The sequence below is a fragment of the Mycobacterium sp. genome (assembly GCF_032162105.1).
In the GTDB taxonomy this organism is placed as follows: Bacteria; Actinomycetota; Actinomycetes; order Mycobacteriales; family Mycobacteriaceae; genus Mycobacterium.
In genome coordinates this window covers 1-19,380 of the sequence record NZ_JAVRPS010000253.1, presented here as the reverse complement: position 1 = coordinate 19,380, position 19,380 = coordinate 1, and the positions used below count along the sequence as shown (strand labels likewise).

Annotated in this window: 20 protein-coding genes and 1 pseudogene; 6 read left to right on the top strand and 15 right to left on the bottom strand. The window is 67.6% G+C overall.

The window, feature by feature from the left end; all coding sequences use genetic code 11:
- Positions 1–22 precede the first annotated feature (22 nt).
- Positions 23–1,917 (top strand): annotated as a pseudogene (locus QOC69_RS12695) (ABC transporter ATP-binding protein/permease).
- On the opposite strand, the gene QOC69_RS12690 reads toward QOC69_RS12695, so the two are convergent.
- Genes QOC69_RS12690 through QOC69_RS12670 form a run of 5 tightly spaced genes read right to left on the bottom strand, consistent with a single transcriptional unit; the run spans position 1,914 to position 5,613 of the window.
- A complete protein-coding gene (locus QOC69_RS12690) occupies positions 1,914–3,362 on the bottom strand; it encodes an FAD-binding protein (RefSeq protein ID WP_526439933.1) in 1,449 nt (482 codons plus the stop codon). The pseudogene QOC69_RS12695 and the gene QOC69_RS12690 overlap by 4 nt on opposite strands.
- Positions 3,359–3,853, bottom strand: a complete 495-nt coding sequence (locus QOC69_RS12685) for a VOC family protein (protein WP_526439931.1) — start codon at positions 3,851–3,853, stop codon at positions 3,359–3,361. The genes QOC69_RS12690 and QOC69_RS12685 overlap by 4 nt, the downstream gene beginning before the upstream one ends.
- A gap of 51 nt (positions 3,854–3,904) precedes the next feature.
- Entirely contained in the window at positions 3,905–4,543 is a 639-nt protein-coding gene (locus QOC69_RS12680) for an SRPBCC domain-containing protein (RefSeq protein WP_526439929.1), read from the bottom strand.
- A complete protein-coding gene (locus QOC69_RS12675) occupies positions 4,536–4,883 on the bottom strand; it encodes an ArsR/SmtB family transcription factor (protein ID WP_526439927.1) in 348 nt (115 codons plus the stop codon). The genes QOC69_RS12680 and QOC69_RS12675 overlap by 8 nt, the downstream gene beginning before the upstream one ends.
- Positions 4,884–4,914: 31 nt before the next feature.
- Positions 4,915–5,613, bottom strand: a complete 699-nt coding sequence (locus tag QOC69_RS12670; protein ID WP_526439925.1) for a TetR/AcrR family transcriptional regulator — start codon at positions 5,611–5,613, stop codon at positions 4,915–4,917.
- A gap of 114 nt (positions 5,614–5,727) precedes the next feature.
- On the opposite strand from QOC69_RS12670, the gene QOC69_RS12665 reads away from it, so the two are divergent.
- Positions 5,728–6,171, top strand: coding sequence for a PNPOx family protein (locus QOC69_RS12665; protein WP_526439923.1), 444 nt, complete (start codon positions 5,728–5,730; stop codon positions 6,169–6,171).
- Between the two features lie 9 nt (positions 6,172–6,180).
- Here QOC69_RS12665 and QOC69_RS12660 read toward each other — a convergent pair whose 3' ends face one another.
- The 7 genes from QOC69_RS12660 to QOC69_RS12630 all read right to left on the bottom strand — a co-directional run bounded on the left by QOC69_RS12660 (position 6,181) and on the right by QOC69_RS12630 (position 13,158).
- Positions 6,181–6,786 (bottom strand): SecDF P1 head subdomain-containing protein, encoded by a 606-nt coding sequence (locus tag QOC69_RS12660; RefSeq protein WP_526439921.1) that lies wholly within the window; start codon positions 6,784–6,786, stop codon positions 6,181–6,183.
- Between the two features lie 30 nt (positions 6,787–6,816).
- Entirely contained in the window at positions 6,817–7,551 is a 735-nt protein-coding gene (locus QOC69_RS12655; protein WP_526439919.1) for an Rv1815 family serine proteinase, read from the bottom strand.
- Between the two features lie 97 nt (positions 7,552–7,648).
- Positions 7,649–8,254: a LysM peptidoglycan-binding domain-containing protein gene (locus tag QOC69_RS12650; protein WP_526439917.1), complete on the bottom strand. Its 606-nt coding sequence runs from the start codon at positions 8,252–8,254 to the stop codon at positions 7,649–7,651.
- A 115-nt stretch (positions 8,255–8,369) separates the two neighbouring features.
- Positions 8,370–9,776, bottom strand: a complete 1,407-nt coding sequence (locus QOC69_RS12645; RefSeq protein ID WP_526439915.1) for an NAD(P)/FAD-dependent oxidoreductase — start codon at positions 9,774–9,776, stop codon at positions 8,370–8,372.
- A 185-nt stretch (positions 9,777–9,961) separates the two neighbouring features.
- On the bottom strand, positions 9,962–10,849 hold the full coding sequence (locus QOC69_RS12640) for a sterol desaturase family protein (protein ID WP_526439972.1): 888 nt from the start codon (positions 10,847–10,849) through the stop codon (positions 9,962–9,964).
- Between the two features lie 87 nt (positions 10,850–10,936).
- On the bottom strand, positions 10,937–12,508 hold the full coding sequence (locus QOC69_RS12635) for a carboxylesterase/lipase family protein (RefSeq protein ID WP_526439913.1): 1,572 nt from the start codon (positions 12,506–12,508) through the stop codon (positions 10,937–10,939).
- Positions 12,505–13,158 carry a vWA domain-containing protein gene (locus QOC69_RS12630; RefSeq protein WP_526439911.1) on the bottom strand — a complete coding sequence of 218 codons (654 nt, stop codon included), beginning with the start codon at positions 13,156–13,158 and terminating at the stop codon, positions 12,505–12,507. Before QOC69_RS12630 ends, QOC69_RS12635 begins: the two co-directional genes overlap by 4 nt.
- Before the next feature lie 173 nt (positions 13,159–13,331).
- On the opposite strand from QOC69_RS12630, the gene QOC69_RS12625 reads away from it, so the two are divergent.
- Genes QOC69_RS12625 through QOC69_RS12615 form a run of 3 tightly spaced genes read left to right on the top strand, consistent with a single transcriptional unit; the run spans position 13,332 to position 15,289 of the window.
- The gene (locus QOC69_RS12625) at positions 13,332–14,573 is read left to right on the top strand and encodes an acyl-CoA dehydrogenase family protein (RefSeq protein WP_526439909.1); all 1,242 of its coding nucleotides are present in this window, start codon (positions 13,332–13,334) and stop codon (positions 14,571–14,573) included.
- Between the two features lie 48 nt (positions 14,574–14,621).
- Positions 14,622–14,966 (top strand): DMT family transporter, encoded by a 345-nt coding sequence (locus QOC69_RS12620; RefSeq protein WP_526439907.1) that lies wholly within the window; start codon positions 14,622–14,624, stop codon positions 14,964–14,966.
- Complete coding sequence (locus QOC69_RS12615; RefSeq protein WP_526439970.1) at positions 14,966–15,289, top strand: DMT family transporter; 324 nt, start codon at positions 14,966–14,968, stop codon at positions 15,287–15,289. Before QOC69_RS12620 ends, QOC69_RS12615 begins: the two co-directional genes overlap by 1 nt.
- Here the strand turns inward: QOC69_RS12615 and QOC69_RS12610 are convergent.
- From QOC69_RS12610 to QOC69_RS12600, 3 genes are read right to left on the bottom strand one after another with little or no spacing between them, the layout of a single operon-like run.
- A complete protein-coding gene (locus QOC69_RS12610; protein ID WP_526439905.1) occupies positions 15,240–16,463 on the bottom strand; it encodes an MFS transporter in 1,224 nt (407 codons plus the stop codon). The genes QOC69_RS12615 and QOC69_RS12610 overlap by 50 nt on opposite strands.
- Before the next feature lie 21 nt (positions 16,464–16,484).
- Entirely contained in the window at positions 16,485–17,405 is a 921-nt protein-coding gene (locus QOC69_RS12605) for an SDR family NAD(P)-dependent oxidoreductase (RefSeq protein ID WP_526439903.1), read from the bottom strand.
- Positions 17,402–18,019, bottom strand: coding sequence for a TetR/AcrR family transcriptional regulator (locus QOC69_RS12600; protein ID WP_526439901.1), 618 nt, complete (start codon positions 18,017–18,019; stop codon positions 17,402–17,404). The genes QOC69_RS12605 and QOC69_RS12600 overlap by 4 nt, the downstream gene beginning before the upstream one ends.
- 64 nt (positions 18,020–18,083) lie before the next feature.
- Here QOC69_RS12600 and lysA point away from each other — a divergent pair, with 64 nt between their 5' ends.
- Positions 18,084–19,361 carry a diaminopimelate decarboxylase gene (lysA, locus tag QOC69_RS12595; RefSeq protein WP_526439899.1) on the top strand — a complete coding sequence of 426 codons (1,278 nt, stop codon included), beginning with the start codon at positions 18,084–18,086 and terminating at the stop codon, positions 19,359–19,361.
- The last annotated feature ends 19 nt before the right edge of the window (positions 19,362–19,380 follow it).

The window sequence follows — 19,380 nt, the reverse complement described above, 5'->3', positions numbered from 1 at the left end:
CCGCCCGGGTAACTTCCCCGGGATGGAGCTGTTCACCCCGTCGCTGGACTGGGGCACCGAGATCGTCGGTTCGCTGTTCTGGGTGGCCAAGGCCTGGGCGATCAGCGCGGCGTGCACGGTCTTCGCTCTGATGCTCATCGCCCGGTTCACCGCGTGGGGCAGGCAGTTCTGGCGGGTCACCGGTGACTACTTCAAGGGCCGCGACAGCATTCCGGTGTGGCTGTGGCTGGGTGTGCTGCTGCTGTCGGTGATGATCGACGTCCGCCTGAGCGTGCTCTTCAGCTATCAGTCCAACGACCAATTCTCGGCACTCCAGGCCGCATTCGAGGGCGAGGGTGCGGCGAAAGACTCAGCCATAGGCAGCTTTTGGTGGTCGATCCTGATCTTGGTTGCACTGATAGCTGTTGACATCGTCCGCACCGTGCTCGACCTCTACCTGATGCAGCGGTTCATCATCCGGTGGCGAGTGTGGCTCACTCACCGGCTCACCGGGGACTGGCTCGACGGTGATGCCTACTACCGAGGGCGGTTCATCGACGATCCGATCGACAATGCGGATCAGCGCATCCAGCAGGACATCGATATCTTCACCACGGGCACGGGACCGGAAACGAACACCCCAACAGTCGGAACCGCCCAAACGCTGATGTTCGGGTCGGTCACGTCGATCGTCTCGGTGGTGTCGTTCACCCCGATTCTGTGGCGTCTCGCCGGCCCGCTCACGATCGTCGGCATCACCGTGCCGAAGGCGCTGTTCTGGATGGCACTCGTATATGTCTTCTTCACGACGGTCGTCGCGTTCTGGATCGGCCGCCCGCTGATCCGGCTGTCCTTCCGCAACGAGCTCACCAACGCCGCGTTCCGTTACGCGCTGGTGCGGCTGCGCGATGCGGGTGAGGCCGTCGGGTTCTACCGCGGTGAGGGCGCCGAACGTGGCCAGCTGATGACGAGATTCGCGGCCGTCATCGCCAACTACCGAGCCTTCGTGCGACGGGGGTGGCGTTCCTCGGCTGGAACAGGTCGGTGTCCCAGATCGTCGACCCGCTGCCGACGATCGTTCAGGCCCCACGGTTGTTCGCAGTACAAATTCAGCTCGGCGACATCACCCAGTCGTCGAGCGCGTTCCTACAGGTACACGGCTCGCTGTCGTTCTTTCGAGCCGTCTACGACTCGTTCGCCAGCTACCGGGCGGCCATCATCCGCCTAGACGGGCTGATCACTGCCAACGAAACAGCAAGAGCGCTACCGGCATTGACGGCCCTACCGAGCACCGACGGTTCGGTCGAGCTCGACGACGTCGAGGTGCGGTCACCGTCAGGGACGCGGCTGGTCGACCCGCTGAACGTGCGGCTGGACCGAGGTGACTCGATGGTGATCACCGGCGGATCGGGCACCGGCAAGACCACGCTACTGCGCAGCCTGGCCCAGCTCTGGCCGTTCACGTCGGGCACGTTGCGACGCCCGGACGGCGACACCATGTTCTTGTCCCAGATGCCCTACGTTCCGCTGGGCGACCTGCGTTCGGTCGTCTCGTATCCCGTTCCCGCAGGCGACTTCGACGACGCCGCAATCCAAACCGCTCTCGACGCGGTGGCGCTGGGGCATCTCGCAAGCCGTCTTGACGAAGTCGCCGACTGGGCCAAGGTGCTCTCGCCAGGTGAGCAGCAGCGGATCGCGTTTGCACGGGTGCTGCTCGCCAAGCCGCGCGCGGTGTTCCTCGACGAGTCGACCTCCGCACTCGACGAGGGTCAGGAGTTCGCGCTGTACCGGGTGCTGCGGGCCACCGTGCCCGACTGCGTGGTGGTCAGCGTCAGTCACCGCAGCACGGTCGAGCACCATCACCGCAGGCGACTGGAACTGCTCGGCGGCGGCGGCTGGCGGCTCGGCCCGGTCACCGAGACACCGGTGCCGGCCTAGATGAGGCCCGCGGCGTGCGCGCCCGCCCGCCGCCCGAAGAACGACCCCTCGCCCAGCTGGGTCCCGCTGGCGTAGCCCTTGCCGTCCTGGGCGATGTTGGACGCGCAGGCACCCGCCGCGTACAGGCCGGGAATCACCGACCCGTCCTCGCGGCGCACCTGGCCGTCGACTGTGGTGGACAGCCCACCGACGGTGAAGCCCGAGTACATCGCGTGTCCCAGCGAGAGGTCGAACGCCGCCCACGGCCCGGTGTCTTGTGGCGCAAGGAATTCCGGTTGCTTGTGGAAGTCGGAATCCTCGCCCCGCGTAGCGAACTCGTTGTAGCGATTGAGCGTCGCGACCAGGTTGCCCTGCGGAATGCCGAGTGCTGATTCCATCTCCTCCACGGTCTCCCAACCGTCGATGAACTTGATCAGCGGGAACATCGGGCGCTCCATGTGCGCTTCGTCGACGATGAGGTATGCCGCGCTGTCCGGTTGATCCATCACGAAACCCGATGTGCGGGAATGGTAGGAGTCTTCGGTGACGAAACGCTGACCGAGCTTGTTGACGATGATGCCGGTGAGCAGGATCGACGGCGGGTACACCGGGGCGGTGATGAAGATCTGGTCCATGTGCTTGGTCGCCCCGCCGGCGGATTCGCCGAGCCGGATGCCCAGCCCGTCGTCATAGGTGTTGCCAAGCACGAACGGCTTCTCGGCCAGCTTGGGGGTCAGCTCGGCAACCATGTCGGGGTTCATCACGAAGCCGCCCGCGGCGATCACGACTGCCTTCGCGCGGATCGCGCCGGTGTCGGTGAAGTGCTTCCAACCGACGCCGACGACCGATCCGTCCCCGACGACCAGCGCGGAGGCACCCGTCTCGTAACGGATCTGCACGCCGAGGTCGGTGGCGCGCTTGAGCAGTAGGCCGACCACCATGCCCGCACCGCCGGTGTCGCCGGGGACCGGCACCTTGTGCCCGCGCGGTGCCGGTATGGCCTCGTTCTTGTACGGCCACACCTTTTCGTTTCCGGTGAACATCAGGCCCTCGGTGTTGGGCTGGATGACCGCCTTCTCGGGGTAGTAGCTGCGCTCGAACTGAAAGCCCAAGTCCTCCAACCAGTTGAAGTGCTCGACGCTGCCGTCAGCGTAAGCCCGGATCTTGTCGAGCTCGGGGTCGCGGGACACCGCGACGAGGTACTTGTACATCTCCTCGGCGCTGTCCTCGTGACCGGTGGCCCGCTGCACGGCGGTCCCGCCGCCGAGATAGAAGTGCCCACCCGCCATCGCCGTCGTACCGCCGGCCGCGGCCGCGCGTTCCAGCACCAGGACCCGGGCACCGGCGGCGGCGGCGCTGACTGCAGCGCAGCCACCCGCGATGCCGAATCCGATTACGACGACGTCCACGTCGTCGGACCAGTCCGTCACGCCTGCGGCGTCGACGGTTTCGGGGATCTGCGTCATCGTTGCTCCTGTTTCACGTAGTCGAAGAACGCCCGGATCTCATCCGGTATGTGCGCGATCTCGATGTATGGCACTCCGGCCTGCTCGGCGGAGACGTACGCGAACCGCATGCCACCCGGCATCACGCCCTGTTGGACGACGGGCGCGCCCTGGCGTTCGGCGTCGCGTAGTGCCGCGTCGAACGCGTCGGTGGTTTCCGCCTCCACGCAGATGTGGTGCAATCCCGCACCCGCGCTGTCCAGAAACTCGGTGTAGATGCTCTCGCCCCGCACCGGTGCGATGACTTCGAGTTGCGTGTCACCGGCATAGCTCAGCGAGATGTCGGCGAGGAAATCGGCGGGCCGACCGCGAAACGTGCACGCGTCGGGGCTGAAGTGAACACCGGGCATCCTGATCCACTTCCTGGCGCCCAACAAGGAGGTCAGGGCTTTTTCGGTGGCATCAAGGTCCCGTGTCACCCAGGCAATCTGGACAGGCGTCTGGTCGGGCATCGGTTCGAGGATATCGCCGGGGTCCGCGCCTGGCTAGAACGTGTTCTAGTTTTATGCGTCGCCCAGGTACGCCTTGATGCATCGATCAGTCATCGCGCGCGCCTCCGCGGGGTCGGCATCGGCTGCGACGCTCGCGACATACCACTCTTCGCCGGACAGCGTCAGGAAGCGACGGCCCTCCTCGGTGCCCGTCCACTGCTCGCCGAACGACGGGTCGATGGATTCGCCGGTACCCAGGTGGATGGCCAGCCCGAGCACCATCGAGTCCCAGCCCATTCCGACGGCACCCGGCCCGAACTCGCGCCAGGTCTCGTCGTCCCCGTGGGTGATGTGCTCGATCACCAATCGCGCCCGGTCGGGGCCGTCGCTACCGATGCTGACGTCGATCCAGCTGATGTTGCCGCCCCACTCCCAGGTCGCGGTGAAGTTCTTCGGAGGGTCGCACGTCAGGATGGTTCCGTTGGCTTGGCCCTCCAGCTGGTAGGAGCCACCGACCGTCAAATCGCCCAAAATCGGCAAGAACCACCGGGGTATGCGCTCGATGTTCGTGACCGCATCCCAGAGGTCGGCCGCGTCGGTGTCGTAGGACTGACTGACGGTGACGACGTGTGCCTCCCCCGTGTCGATCGTGCGAGCCCCGACAGTGCGCTGCACCGCGTTGATCTGATGGTCGACGTCGATGTCAATCATGTTTGCTTCCTTCGCTTCTTCGTTGTCGTTTCCCGCGTGCGACTTCCGTGGCCAGCGCGTCCAAGTGCGGGGTCCAGAATCGCCGGAAGCCGTCGAGCCAGCGGTCGACGTCCCGCAGCGCGGTGGCGTCGACCGCGTAGAGCCGACGCTGGCCGTCTGGCCGCACCGACGCGAATCCATTGTCGCGCAGCACTTTCAAGTGCTGTGACACCGCAGGCTGGGTGATCGCGAACTCGTCCTGGATGGTGGCCCCGATGACCCCCGCCGACCGCTCGCCGTCGGCCAGCAGCTCCAGGATGCGCCGGCGTACCGGATCGCCGAGGACGTCGAACGCGTGCACGAAACCAAACTACAGTTCTGCCTTATATAAGTCAACGGTGATGCAACTCGGTCCCCGTGAACGTGGTGAGCAGCAACTCGATCTGGCCTTCGAACACCGCGGCGGGGTCGGTCAGGGTGTCGGCGCCGTACTGGCCGAACACCTCCAGGCTGATCGCACCGACCAGCGCCGCCCACAGAAGGAAGCACTTGAGCACGGTGGCGTCGTCGCCGGCGAACGCGAACTCACCCCGGATCACGTCGAAGTCGGCCGACATCGGTTGGGCCGCTTGGATGTTCGGCACCGGCACGTCGCCGGCGTCTATTCCCGCCGCGACTGCGCCGAACACGGCGCCGACCACTCGGGTGCCGGGTCCGACCGTCAGCTCGGCCGGAGCGTGATAGCCGGGCACCGGGCTGCCGTACAACAGGGCCCAGCAGGCCGGCTGGTCGACCGCCCACTGGCGTGCGGCCCGTGCGATCGCGAGGACCTGATCGGCCCAGGACCCGGATGTCGACTGGTGCGCGCGATCGACCGCATCCGCCAGTTCGGTGTAGGCGTCGATCAGCAGGAGGGTCAGCAGGTCGTCGCGACTTGCGACGTATCGGTACACCGCCGAGGACACCATGCCCAGATCGCGTGCAATGGCCCGCACCGAGAGACCGGCCGCTCCCTCGGTGACGAGGTGGCGCCTGCCGATCGCGATGATCTCGCGTTCGATGCGCTCACGCGATTCCTGCCGCTTGCCCATCGCCCGAGTGTGGCACAGAACGAGATCACTGCTCTTGATTTATCCGCCTCGTGGTGTCACCCTGGATAATGAGAGCAGTGCTCTCCAATTTCAAAAGACCTGAAGGAGACCGTGATGACCATTCGCTACGACGAACCGAACCTCGCCGCCAAGGCCGCCAACGGGTTCTTCCGCTGGCTCGCCGAGGCGGGCATCGGCATCGCAGGCACCCGGGCGCTGCGGGTACGCGGCCGCAAGACGGGCAAGCGCCGCGGCGTGGTGGTCAACCTGCTCACCATCGACGGGCGCGACTACCTGGTGTCACCGCGCGGCAACACGCAGTGGGCGCGCAACGCCCGGACCGCGGGCGAGGTAGAGATGGGTCCCCGGTGGCGCGGCCGCGAGGTCGCCATCACCGAACTCGCCGACGACGCCAAGCCCGAACTGCTGAAGCGCTATCTGCAGCGGTGGTATTGGGAGGTCAAGGGCCACGTCGGCGGTCTGACCCCGGAGTCGACGGATGCCGAACTCCGTGCCGCCGCGCCGTCGATCCCGGTGTTCGAGCTGACGTCCCGGTAGCGCGGTCCGTCAGGACCCGTCGAGAAGCATGCGCACGATCCTCTCGGCCGTGGCCTGAGTCATGTTGCCGGACAGTTGAAGTGACTGCCCTTGGATGGGTTGGTCGATGGCGGGAGCGGCCAGAACCACGCCGTCCCTGACGAACGCGAGCTGCTTTCCGACGTTGGCGGCGGTGTAGCCGCCGAACGCCGCCCCTGAGCCGGGATCCATGGCGAGCTGGACGCTGTAGAACTCGCTCATCGGCAGCTTGACACTCTTGGCTCCGGTCATGTTCAGCTGCAACGCGACCGGGCCCAAGTCATAGCGGGCGGTGCTCTCCAGGTCGCAGGCCTGCGAAGGTTGGTCCGGTGCAGGCGGCGGTGGCAGCTGACACTCCTCCGGCGTGGCCACCAGCGCCTGGAACACCGGCCGGACCGCCAACGGCTTCATCACGATCGGGGGCGCCGTCGGGGACGGCCGCGTGGCCGAGCGCGATGGTGGCCCACCAGAGTCCTTGAGTACGAAGGGCATCACCACGGTGCCGAGCGTGGTCCCCACCATGGCGAGGATGCCGAGTGACCCCAGCACGACGATCGTGATCCGTCGGCGGGACCACCGTCCCGATGCAGCAGGCATGACTACTTCTGGCCGGCGCAACCCGCCGGCCTAGGCCGGCGGGTTGGGCAGGACTGGAGGTTTGGCGGTGATGTTCGGCGTGGTGCCCGAGGCGGGGGTGAAGACCTCTTCGCGGATCTGTTGGTCGGTGGCCTGCCAGGAGACCGCCGCAGGGAATTGACCCCACGTGCTGTTGAACATCCCGACGATGACAGCGCGCCCGTCGTCGGTGAGCACATAGACCGGGCCACCCGAATCACCCTTCTGGCTCACCACGCCATTGGCCATCGTGAACCACCCGTTGTTGACGGCGTCTACGGTGCCACAGCTTTCGCCGGTCACCACGCCGAAGTGGCATACCCGCTGACCCGGTTGCGGTAACACCGTCGGATCGACGACGAGGACACGTCCGCCGGGCAGGACGTTGTTCAATACGACCTCGGGCGCGAGCTGAATCGCTTCCCAGTCGGCGATCAGATGGTCGGTCGGGACCGTGGCACCGTTTGGCGTGTTGTCCCGGAACAGCGTCTGTTGGCCGATGACGTTTCCGTCGCGGTCCCGCACCGGCCCGCTGCCACGGCAGTGACCGGCGGTGAAGGCCGTGCGCGTGTCCATGTCGACGAAGCCCAACGTGCACAGGTTGATGTCCTGACGGACCTCCATGCCCGGATAGACCGGGACACCGGGGGTGGCTTGCGCGGTCATCGGTGCGACGGCAGGCGCACACAGCACGGTTGCGATCGGAGCGACCGCCACCGCGAGCACACGCAAACACCACCGCCGCATGGCTTCTCCGATCCGTGAAGGTAGATGGCCATGCCAGCCTACCCGCAAGCAAATGCGGCCCGGACCGAAAGGGCCGGACCGCATTTGCTTTACCGGACTACGGAATCGTCAACACCTGACCGGGATGGATCAGATCGGGGTTGGACACGCCGCTGGCATCGGCGATCTGCTGGTACCTGTTGCCGTCGCCGTAGAACCGCTCGGAGATGGCCCACAACGTGTCACCGGATACCACCGTGTACGTCTTCACTGCAGGTGGTGGCGGTGGCGGCGGCGGTGCGGGCGCTGCCTCGGGAGCCGGTGCGGGCTCCTCGGCCGCCGCGAGCTCCACTTCGGGTTCGGCCGCCGCGGGTGGCGGTGGTGGCGCTTCGTCCGTGTGGGTCTCGGATGACCAGGCCGGTCCGTCGAAACCGTAGGGCACGAGGTTCCGGTCGTCCTGCAGGACCAGCCGGACGTCCTTGGCGCCCTTGGTATCGCTGTGCCACACCGGCTTGTCCGCCGTGTACAGCACGAAGTTCCCGTCTTCCTGCACTTCGGCGCGGACCACACTCTGGCCGTTCGTGCCCGTCGACCACACCGATTGCTCACCGGCGTACAGCACCAGATTGCCGTCGTCCTGGAGGATCACCTCGTATGCCCCGTTGTCGGACGTCAACGACTGCCCAACCTCGAGCTTCTCGCCCTTTTGGCGTCGGTCTCCCACGATGTCTACCCTTTCCGCTCAATGACGGTGGCGAGCCCACCGACCTCTCCGAGGTTCGTGGGCGGGTTCGGCTGGGCACGAGCAAAACGGTTGGCGAACAATCGGTTACGTTTGGCTACGAGTCGAAACCGAGGCCGAGCGCGTCCAGCGTGCGCAGCAAAGCATTGCGGCGACCTTCGGTGTGGTCGGCACGATCGAGGGACCACCGGGTGGCCTGGATTCCGATGCTGGCCAACGGCTCGGGCGGAAACGGCAGAGGGCGCTTGCGGACCATCTCGAGCTCGGTACGCGGCGTGTCCGTGCCCGTGAGCAGGTCGAGGCACACGTCGGCGGCAAATCGCGCCGCGCCAACGCCGAGTCCGGTGAAGCCGTTCGCGTAGGCGACCCTGCCGTCACGGGCCAGGCCCCAGTGCGCGCAGAACCGGGTGTTGGTGTCGATGGCGCCCGCCCATCGGTGGCTGAAGCGGACGTCGTCGAGTTGCGGGAAGGTGATGAAGAAGTGTTCGGCGAGCCGGTGGTACGTCGCGGGACGGTTCTCATATGAGGCGTCGACCTTGCGGCCGAAGTGGTAGACGGCGTCGTAGCCACCCCACACGATGCGGTTGTCCTGCGTGCGCCGATAGTAGTGAAACTGGTTGGCGCAGTCGCCGATTCCCTGTCTGCCCTGCCACCCAATTCGGTCGAGTTGCGCATCGGTGAGCGGTTCGGTGGCCAGCACGTAGTCGTAGACGGGCACGGTGTGCAGTCGGTTGCGCCGCAGCAGCGAGGTGAAGACGTTCGTCGCGAGCACGACCTGGCGCGTCGTCACGATGGCGCCGCCGGTGTCGACGCGCAGCGCGGCGCCACCGGAGTCCAGGGAGGTGGCGTTGGTGTGCTCGTAGATCCGCACGCCGGCTTCCCGGCATGCGCGGGCGAGTTCGAACACCAGCTTGGCGGGATGCACGATCGCGCACGTGTCGGCCTCGAACAGGCCGGCCAGGTAGGTCGGCGAATGGACCTGGCCCTGCACGTCCTCGCGGCCGAGGAAGCTGCCCTCCCCCGATTCGGCGGCTTGCTCCAGCCATTCCACCTGGTGCGGTTCCGTCGCCACCGCGAGCATTCCGTTGCGCTGCCATTCCACGTCGAGGCCGAGCCGCCCGATCTCGTCCTGCATGCCGTCGAGATTCTCCATGCCCATCTCGGTCAGCCGGTCGATCTCGTTGGGCCAGCGCGTCTTTCCGTTGGCCAGGCCGTGCGTCAGGCTGGCGTCGACGAAACCACCGTTGCGGCCAGATGCGGCCCACCCGATGCGATCGGCCTCGATGAGGACGATGCGCTGGTCCGGATTGCGCTGCGCGGCATGTAGTGCGGTCCACAGCCCGGTGTAGCCGCCGCCGACGACGAGCAGGTCGCAGGTGATCGAGCCTGCTAGTCGCGGGTACTCAGGCCGCTCCATGTCGAGCCACATCGAACCGAAGGTGCTTGTGGCGAGCGACCGTTCAACGACCGCCGGATCCACGTAACCGTCGAACACCGTTTTCACACCGCGTGACACTACGGCCTCGCCGAGTACGACGGCGACAAATCAAGTTGCGGAGTGCGCCGTCGCCCGCGCCGCGCGACTCGAGGCCGATGGCCGGGACCTGCTGCTGGCAGGCGACCCGGTGGCTCCCGGCGAAGTACTCGCGGCGCCGTCGGCACCGGTCTTCCGCCGGTCCGGCGAATGACCTACTGGGCGGCGGTCATCGGCGCCGGAATGTCGGGCTGCACGCTCTGCGGCGGTGCCCACCCTGGCGGGCCGAACGTGTAGCCGAGGCGGTCGCGCCAGCGGCACGCGTGCCGGACGTCGTGGGCGATGGCGACGTACTCGTGGGTCTGCAGTTTCCAGACGTTGTAGGTGTCGACCTGCTTGGTGAGCCCGTAGTGCGGCCGGGACGTCTCGGCGGCGAAGCTGCCGAACAGCCGGTCCCACACGATCAGGATTCCGCCGTAGTTCTTGTCGAGGTACTGCTGGTCCCTGCCGTGGTGCACCCGGTGATGCGACGGCGTGTTGAAGATGAATTCGATTGGCCGCCAGAGCTTTCCGATGCGCTCGGTGTGAATCCAGAACTGGTAGACGAGGTTGATCGAGAAGCTTAGGAAGACCATCCATGGCGGGACGCCGAACAGCGGCAACAACGCCCGCAGGAACACGTCACCGCTGATGTTCCACTTCTGCCTCAGCGCGGTGGCGAAGTTGAAGTACTGGCTGGAGTGGTGGGCCTGATGGGTGGCCCAGAAGATGCGTACCCGGTGGGCCATCCGGTGATAGAGGTAGTAGAGCAGGTCCACGCCCAGGATGGCGGTGACCCAGGTGTACCACTCGGCGGCGGGCAGGTGCCACGGCGCCACGTAGACGTACAACGCGGCGTAGCCCACCAGCGCGATGCCGTTCAGCAACCCGCTGGTGCCGATCGACACCACGCCCATCCAGATGCTGGCCCACGCGTCGGGCCTCAGGTAGGCCCCCGCGGGCGCCTGCTCGGCCTCGGTGTGCTGGAGTTTGCGCGCCGCTGCCCACTCGATGATCAGCAGCACCAGGAAGAAGGGCACGGCGAACATCACCGGGTCGTGCATCAGCGGCGGCAGCACGTCCGAGACAAGCCCCGACAACGTTTTCGCCCAGTCCACGTCGACACCTCCCAGGGCAGCGTAGCGAACTGCTCAGCGGAAACTGAGCACGTCGTCACCCCACGCCGCCCGCAAGGTGCGGTCCGGGTCGTCCACCACCGCGTCCTGCTTGTCGATCACCAGGGTGGCCCGGTCGTCCCGCCGGTACGGCCGCCAGACCGGATCACCGACGAGTCCGGACGGTTCGCGGGACACCGCGAAGTTCCGCCATCGGGCCCGCATCCGCTCCGAGACCGCTGTGCCCGTCTTCAGCCCGCCGAGCTTGAACGTCGGGTCCTTGGGCCCCGCCACGAGGTTTCCCCACACATAGGGCAGTTCGGTGGCGTGTGCCGCCCCGAGTCGCAGCAGTCGCAGCATCGGCGTGGCCCAGTCGAACCGGTAGACGTAGACCGGGGCGACGGCGGCATGCCCCTCGGCCATCCAGATCGACGGCATCCGGAAACCGAGGTCGCGGGCCACGCCCATGCCCGGTGTCTTACCGCGGCCGCGGTAGGTGGCGCCCAGCTCCTCCTCGCTTGGCAGTTGCAGGCCGGGTTGTTCGGAGGCGATCTCGGCGAACATCGCCTTGATCGCCTGCGGTGTGATCGGCAGCAGCGGTGACTTCATGAACCGGAAGAGCGCCGCCTCGTGCTTGTTCGTACCGATCAGCAAGGGGACGGCGTGGGTACGGCCTGCCCGCGCCACCGTGACGGGATAGTCGGGCACCACGTCGCCGTCGACGATCGGCGCGAAGGCCAGCGTGCCGGGAGTACGCACCGGCACCTCGTCGAACACCAGCTTGGATGCGGCCAGCACCGCGGCGGTCGGGGCGGCGACCAGTCCGGCGGCGTCGTCGACGCCCAGTGCAGCGAGAAACTGCTCGGCGACCACGCGCGATCGGGCGGCGTCGTAGATGGACGTCGCGGGTGAGCTCTGCGCGATGGCGGCCGAGAACAGGCCCGCAGCAGCCGGACTGGCGAGCAGCGTCGTCACCATGCCGGCGCCCGCCGACTCGCCGAAGAGGGTGACCCGCCCGGGATCGCCACCGAAGGCGGCCACGTTCTGGCGGATCCACTGCAGCGCGAACAGCACGTCGCGCAGACCCAGATTGGTCTCGAACGTCGCCTTCGAGGACGAGAACGGGGACAGGTCAAGGAAGCCCAGCGCACCCAGCCGGTAGTTCACCGTGACGACCACGACGTCGCCGCTCGAGGCGAGCACCCGCCCGTGGTACAGCGGTTGCGCCGACGACCCAAGGATGTAGGCACCGCCGTGCACCCACACCATCACGGGCTTGCCGTCTCCTGGTGAGGTGTCCGACGACGCCCACACGTTCAGCGTCAGGCAATCGTCGCCCTGAGCAGCGCCAAGGTCGATCGGGATCCGCGGATCGGTCGGTTGCGGACATACCGGCCCCACCCGGGTGGCGTCGGCGGGTTCGGTCCACGGTTCGGGCGGTTGCGGCGCTCGCCAGCGCAGCTCACCCGCAGGCGGCGCGGCGTAGCGAATTCCCTTCCACACCTTGACCGTTCCGTCGTCGACGCCGCGCACGGGGCCATGCTCGGTGTCAACGATGTCGATGACGGGGTGCCCGCCCAACTGTTCGGTGTTCTGTTCGGCCGTCACTTGTTCGCGCGACCCCCGGCTGCCGTACGGTCGGCTTCCGAGAAGCCCTCCACCGCGGTGCCCGCGGGCGCGGCGGCCCGCTTGCGGCTGACGAAGGCACCGGCCGAGGCCATCGCATTCACCACGCCGCCGCCCTTGGTGTCCCAGGTCATCGACCGGTCGGCCTGGATGCCGAGCGCCGTGCCGATCTGCACGGCGTCCATGTTGGCGCCGAGGAACAGGAAGTCCCAGGCGTACTCGGTCTCCTGCCTGCGGATCGCTGCGCCGACGGCGTCGTGAGTCCATTCGTGGCTGGAGTTCTCGTGGCCGTCGGTGAGCACCACGACGACCACCGTGCCTGGCCGCTCGTCCTCGGGCAGCGCGGCCAACTCCGCTCCCACGTCGGTGATCAACCGGCCCAGCGCGTCATACAGGGCCGTCCCACCGCGGGGTTGCAACTCGAGCCGCGGTACGTCGCCGATCGGCCGGTTGGCGTAGACCACCTCGTACTGAGTGTCGAACTGCGCCAGCGTCACCCGCGCGGCACCCGGTTGGGCGCGCTGGCTGTCGATGAACGCGTTGAACCCGCCCTCGGTGTCGGACTTGACGGATTCCATCGACCCCGAACGGTCGAGCAGAACGGCGATGAGAGTGCGCTGGGAATCCGTCATGTGGTGCTCCTTCAATCGGTCCGGCGGGCGTCGAACGCCTTTCGAACCAGGCTACGCGCGGCCTCCGACAACCTCTGAGCTGCGATTTCACCCGTGGCTCCTGCTCGCCGACAATCATTCTCGGTGGTCGCAATTCTGGGCGCCGCCTCCAGCAGTCCGTAGCGTGCCGCGACATGACCGTCGACATCAGCACCGCAGCGCATGCGCTGACCACTCCGCGGGCCGCGCTCGACGCCGCGGACGCCGTGGCCGCCGACCTCGCCGTCGGTAGCGCCGAACGAGAGCGGACGGGCACGCCGCTGCTCCCCCAACTACGCCAGGTCGCCGACGCCGGCCTGCTGAGCATCACGGTGCCCACCGAACACGGCGGACCCGGGCTGCCCGCATCCACCAGGATCGACGTGCTGCGCAGGCTGTCGCGGGGCGACGGTGCCGTCGGCCAGCTGCTGTTGTCGCACTTCGTCATCACCCAGGCCATCTCGGGTCTCGGAAACGTCGAACCGGCGCCGCGGATCTACCGCGACGTCCTGGCCGGCGCCCAACTCGGCAACGCGACCACAGAGCGCGGCACCAAGACCGCGCTGCAGCGGAACACCACGCTGACCCCACGCGGTGACGGCACATGGGTACTGGACGGCACCAAGTACTACGCCACCGGGGCGCTCGGCGCCGCCTGGATCGCCGTGGCGGCCATCGTCGCCGGCGGGGACGGCGAGACCGCGACTGTGTTCGTCCGGCCCGATCAGCCCGGTGTCACACTGGATCTCGACAAGTGGTCGGCGTTCGGCCAACGCGGAACCGCCAGCGGCGAGGTGCGCCTCGACGGCGTCGTCGTCGACGGCGAGCTGGTCATCGAGGAGGGCACCGCTCCTGATCCGGTCACCGGACCACCAACCGTTCTCGGCGCTTACGACCAGGCGCTGCACGCGGCCATCGACATCGGAATCGCCCGTGCCGCACTCGAGGACGGCGCGGAGTTCGTCCGCACTAGGACCAGGCCATGGCAGGAAGCGGTCGACGCCGGGATCGAGCGTGCCGATCAGGAACCGCACGTGGTGCGCCGCTTCGGCGAGCTGACCGCGCGGCTGTACGCGCTGGAGGCACTGCTGGGCCGTGGCGCATCCATCATCGACGAGGCGCTGGCCCAACCCGAGTTGTCCCGCGACACCGCCGCCGAGGCGACGCTGACGGTGGCCGCGGCCAAGGCGCTGGCGCAGGAGTTCGCCGTCGAGATCGCCAGCGGCATCTTCGAGTTGACCGGTGCGTCCGGCACCGACACGTCGGTCAACCTGGACCGGCACTGGCGCAACGTGCGGACTCACTCTCTGCACGACCCCGCCCGCTGGAAGTACGTCCACCTCGGCAACCACACCCTGCGGGGCACCCGGCCACCGCGGCTGGGTCTCGTCTACTGACCGACGACTCCGATGGTGCACCAAACACCGTCGGCTAGTTTTGGACCCGTGCGAAAGTGGGCGCTGCTCAGCGCAGCCATCACCATCGAGGTGGCGGCGACGCTGTCTCTGCGGGCGTCGCAAGACCATTGGGCCTGGCTGGTCGTGGTCGTCGCCGGATACGTCGGCGCATTGGTGCTGCTGACCGTGGTGCTTCGCGCTGGCGTGCCGATCGGGGTCACCTACGGCATCTGGGGTGCGCTCGGCACGGCAGGCACCGCCGTACTGGCCGCGATGATCTTCGGCGACCCCTTCACCTGGCCGATCGTGATGGGCATCGGCCTGATCATCGCGGGAGTCCTGCTCATCGAGTTCGGGTCGCAGCGGGCTGCCGCGAACAAGACGACGCCGTGATGTGGCTGGCGCTGGCGGGCGCGATCCTCATCGAGGTCGTCGCGACCCTGTCCCTGCGTGCGTCGGACGGCTTCCGAAAGAGAGCCTGGATCGTTCCGGTCGTCCTCGGCTACCTGGCGTCCTTCTATCTGCTGTGGATCTCGCTGTCGTTGGGCATGCCCGTCGGCGTCGCGTACGGCGTCTGGACGGCGTGCGGCGTCGCGCTCGTCGCCGTCATCGCCCGATTCCTGTTCTCCGAACCGCTCACCTGGGTGATGGGGGCTGGTATCGCCCTCATCGTGGGCGGCGTACTGACCATCGAAATGACCGGTGCGGTGCACTGAGCACCCCGGCAAGGGCCACCACCGCCAGACCGGCGACGGAAACGATGAGCAGCCCGACGCGCAGGCTGGTGGCGTCGGCGACGACCCCGACGATGATCGGGGACATCAGGAATCCGACCCGGCACAACCACGTCACGATGGTCAGTCCCGTACCCGGCCGCATGCCGGGCAACCGGTCGGCCCCGTGCATGGCCGCCGGGATCAGGGTGGCGCTGCCGAATCCTGCCGCGGCGAATCCGGCGATGGTCGCAGGGACGCTCGGGAACGCCAGCGCGGCGCCCATGCCCGCGGCGGCGATCAGTCCGCCGGCTCGGGCCACCGCACGTTCGCCGAACCGGTCCACCAGGCGGTCGCCGAACAACCGCCCGATGAACTGAAAACTGACCAGTGCGATGTAGCCGAATGCGGCGATCGCGGCAGGCGCGCTCAGGCTGTCCCGCAGATACACCGTCGCCCACGAGCTTCCTGCGTCCTCGATGGCTGCGCCCGCGATCGCGATACCCACCAGCGCGGCCAACACTGCATAGACGCCGAGTCCGATCTTTCCTGCGCCCGCCGTCCGCGCCGCGGGGTGATCGTCGTGGTCCGGGCCGCGGAGGAGAAACGGGTACGCGATCAGGACGACCACACTGAAGACGGCACCCGAGAACGCCAGGTGCACGCCGCGCGGGACGTGCAGCGCGATGGCGGCCGCGCCCATCAGCCCGCCGACGATGGCGCCGACCGACCAGACCGCGTGCAGCGAGTTGATGATGGACCGGCCGTAGTTGCGCTGCACGCGAAGACCGTGCGCGTTCTGTGCGACGTCGGTGACCGAGTCCGCCGCTCCCGCGATGAACAGCGCACCGGCGAACAGCACCGGCGACGGGGCGATCGCAGCGACGAAGACGAACGACGCGATGCCGAGTGTGGCGATCACACCGACACGGGAGGAGTTGAATCGGCGGATCAATGCGCCTGCGGTGAGCCCGGAGACCAGCGCGCCTGCGGAGAACGCGGCGATCGCCGCTCCGTATGCCGCGTTCGACAGCCCCAGGTCGGTCTTGATCTCGGGGAATCGGGGCAGCATGTTGGCGAAGATCGCCCCGTTGGTCAGAAACAGTGCGGCGGCCGCCACGCGGGCCCGACGGTCTCTTGTCGCGCTGGCAGCGTCACCGAGCCGTCCGAGCGCCATGGGCACCGACGGTACCGGCCGCTACGGGACGGGTGTCAGCAGCCGTTCGCTGGTCTCCCAGAGGTCGCGCGCCTTGTCGCCGTCGTAGGAGTCGGCCGACGAGCGGATGGGCTTGGGGCCGGCGAAGTACGTTCCCGTCACGCCGTCGAATCGAGGATCCGCCGCCAGCGCGGCCAAGTAACGGCCGGAGGTTCGCGTGCTGCGCACCCCTGGCAGAAATCGCAAGGCCGGCAGCAGATATCGCCACGCCAGCTGCTGCAGCGGAGGATAGTCGCGGGCCAGTCCGGATCCGGGCATCAGGCCGGGGTCGAACGCCGTCACGGTGATGCCATGCCGCCCGTGGTCGAGGCGGCGGTCGAGTTCGTAGGCGAACAGAACGTTGCACAACTTCGACGTCGTGTAGCGACGTCGACCGGCATCGACGGAGGATTCGTCCGGCCCGGCCGTGGGCTGGGCCAGGTCGGCCGCAGTGGTGTAGCGCGCGTTCGGCATGCCGGTGAACTTGCTCGGGTCGTGCGTGCCGCTGCTGACGACGACGATTCGCGCCGGGGATGCCAACGGGGTGTCGAGCAATCCCTGCACCATCGCGAAGTGGCCGAGGTGGTTCACGCCGAACGTCATCTCGAACCCGTCGACCGTCGCCTGGGTGCCCGAAATCACCTGCACGCCAGCGTTGCACACGATCGCCTGAATCGGCGGAAGCTCCGTCGCGGCCCGCACGTTCTGCACGAAAGTGCGCACCGATGCCAAGGAGGCCAGGTCCACCTCGATCACGGTGCACCGATCAGGTGCGCCAAGAAGCGTCACCGCGTCCGCACCGCGCGGGGGATTGCGTACCGCGAGGACGACGTGCCAGGACGGATCGGTGTCCAACAGTGCGCGTGCGCACTCCAGGCCAAGTCCGGCGCCTGCACCCGTGATGATGGCGGTCTTCATGGTCATTGCTCCTCCAGAAGCACGGGGATGAGCGCGGTCAACCCCTGAAGCAGTCGCCGGTACATCCGGTCCACGTCCGTCGCCTCGGGTTCGAGGTGATCGGCGAAGAAGACGCCGTCTGACAGCGCGACGGCGAACGCGGTCAACTCGTGGACCACACGGTCGGCCTTGCCAGCGGGAGCATCGCGCGGAAGGAGATGGCTGATCACGTCGCGAAAGCGGGTCAATGCCGTGTCGCGGACGCGGCGCACCATCTCGGCGACGGCCGGATCGTCGCTGCGCTCCAGCGACAGGATGTAGAACAGCCGTAGGAAGCCCGGGTGCTGGGCTTGCAACCGCGAAAGCACGGCCAACTGTCCGTCGGCGTCCTCCGATGTCGGAATCGCGGCGAAGAACCGCTGCGCCCCGCGTTCCATCACGGCCGCGAGCACGCCCTCCTTCGAGCCGAAGTGCCAGTAGATGGAGCTCGGCGGCAACCCGCACGCCTTGCGGATGTCGCTGATCGACGTCGCGGCGTATCCGCGGGTGGCCATCAGCCGTTCGGTGGCGTCGAGGATCAGCTCGCGGGACTGTTCGCCCTGCTGCTGCTTCTTCGTCGGCCGAGCATCTGTAGGGATCATTACAGACAGACTAACAGGCCAGTCAGCTTCTTCGCAGCGCACGCACCAGTGGCACGCTGAGGCGGTGAGCATTCACACCGACGTGACCGCCGACGAACTGCTCGGTCTCTTCCCGCCAGGAACGGCCATCGAGAGCGACGGCACGCTTGCCGTCGGTGGGTGCCGCCTCGATGAGGTGGCCGAGAAGTTCGGCACCCCCGCGATCGTGGTGTCCGAGGACGCGCTGCGGCAGCGGGCCCGCGACTACCTGACCGCGTTCCGCAGCCGCTGGCCGCGGGCGGACGTGGCGTTCGCGTCGAAGTCGTTCCCCTGCACGGCGGTTCAGCGCGTCATGGTCGAGGAAGGCCTGCACCTCGACGTCGCGGGCGGCGGCGAGATCCTGAGCGCGCTGAAGGCAGGCGCCGATCCGGCCCGACTGGTGCTGCACGGTAACGCCAAGACCGACGAGGAGCTCGAGCTGGCCGTGCGGCACGGCGTCGGGCTGATCGTCGTCGACAACTTCGACGACATCGACCGCCTCGAGCGCATCGTGCCCGCGGGTTCTCGACAGCCCTGTCTGGTGCGGGTGATTCCCGGCGTCGAGGCCGCCACGCACGCGTCCCAGGCGACGGGCCACGCCGGCTCCAAGTTCGGGCTCATGCCCGACGATGCCCGCGACGCGATCGGCCGCATCGAACGCAGTGCCAAGTTGCGGCTCGACGGCGTGCACACCCACGTCGGATCGCAGCTGCTCAACGTCGAACAGCTCGCGCAGGCCGTGGAACCCATCGCAAAGCTCGGCACCTTCGACGTCTACGACCTCGGCGGCGGGCTCGGGGCGCGCTATACCTACGACGAGAATCCGCCCAGCCTCGACGACTACGCCGACGCGATGGTGACCCAGGCGAAAGCGCTGTTGCCCGACGGTGCGCGCATCATCGTCGAGCCGGGCCGCAGCATGGGCGCCAACAGCGCGTGCACGGTGTATCGCGTCACCACGGTCAAGCGGGGAATCGTCACGCACGTGGCGGTGGACGGCGGCATGGGCGACAACCTCGAGGTGTCGCTCACCGGGCAGCGGTTCGAGGCGACGCTCGTCGACCGGGTCGGTGGCGGGGAGATGGTCAGCGTCGTCGGCAGGCACTGCGAGTCCGGCGATCAGCTGGTCGACGGCGTCGCCCTGCGAGATCCTGCCGTCGGCGACCTGCTGGCCGTCCCGGTCACCGGCGCGTACTGCTACACGATGTCCAATCAGTACAACGGCGCGCGCCGGGTGCCGGTCGTCTTCGCGCTCGACGGATCCGCCCGACTCGTCGTGCGCCGCGACACCTGGGATGACCTATTGGCCCGCGACGTCGACTGACGAGCAACCGGGCACGCGC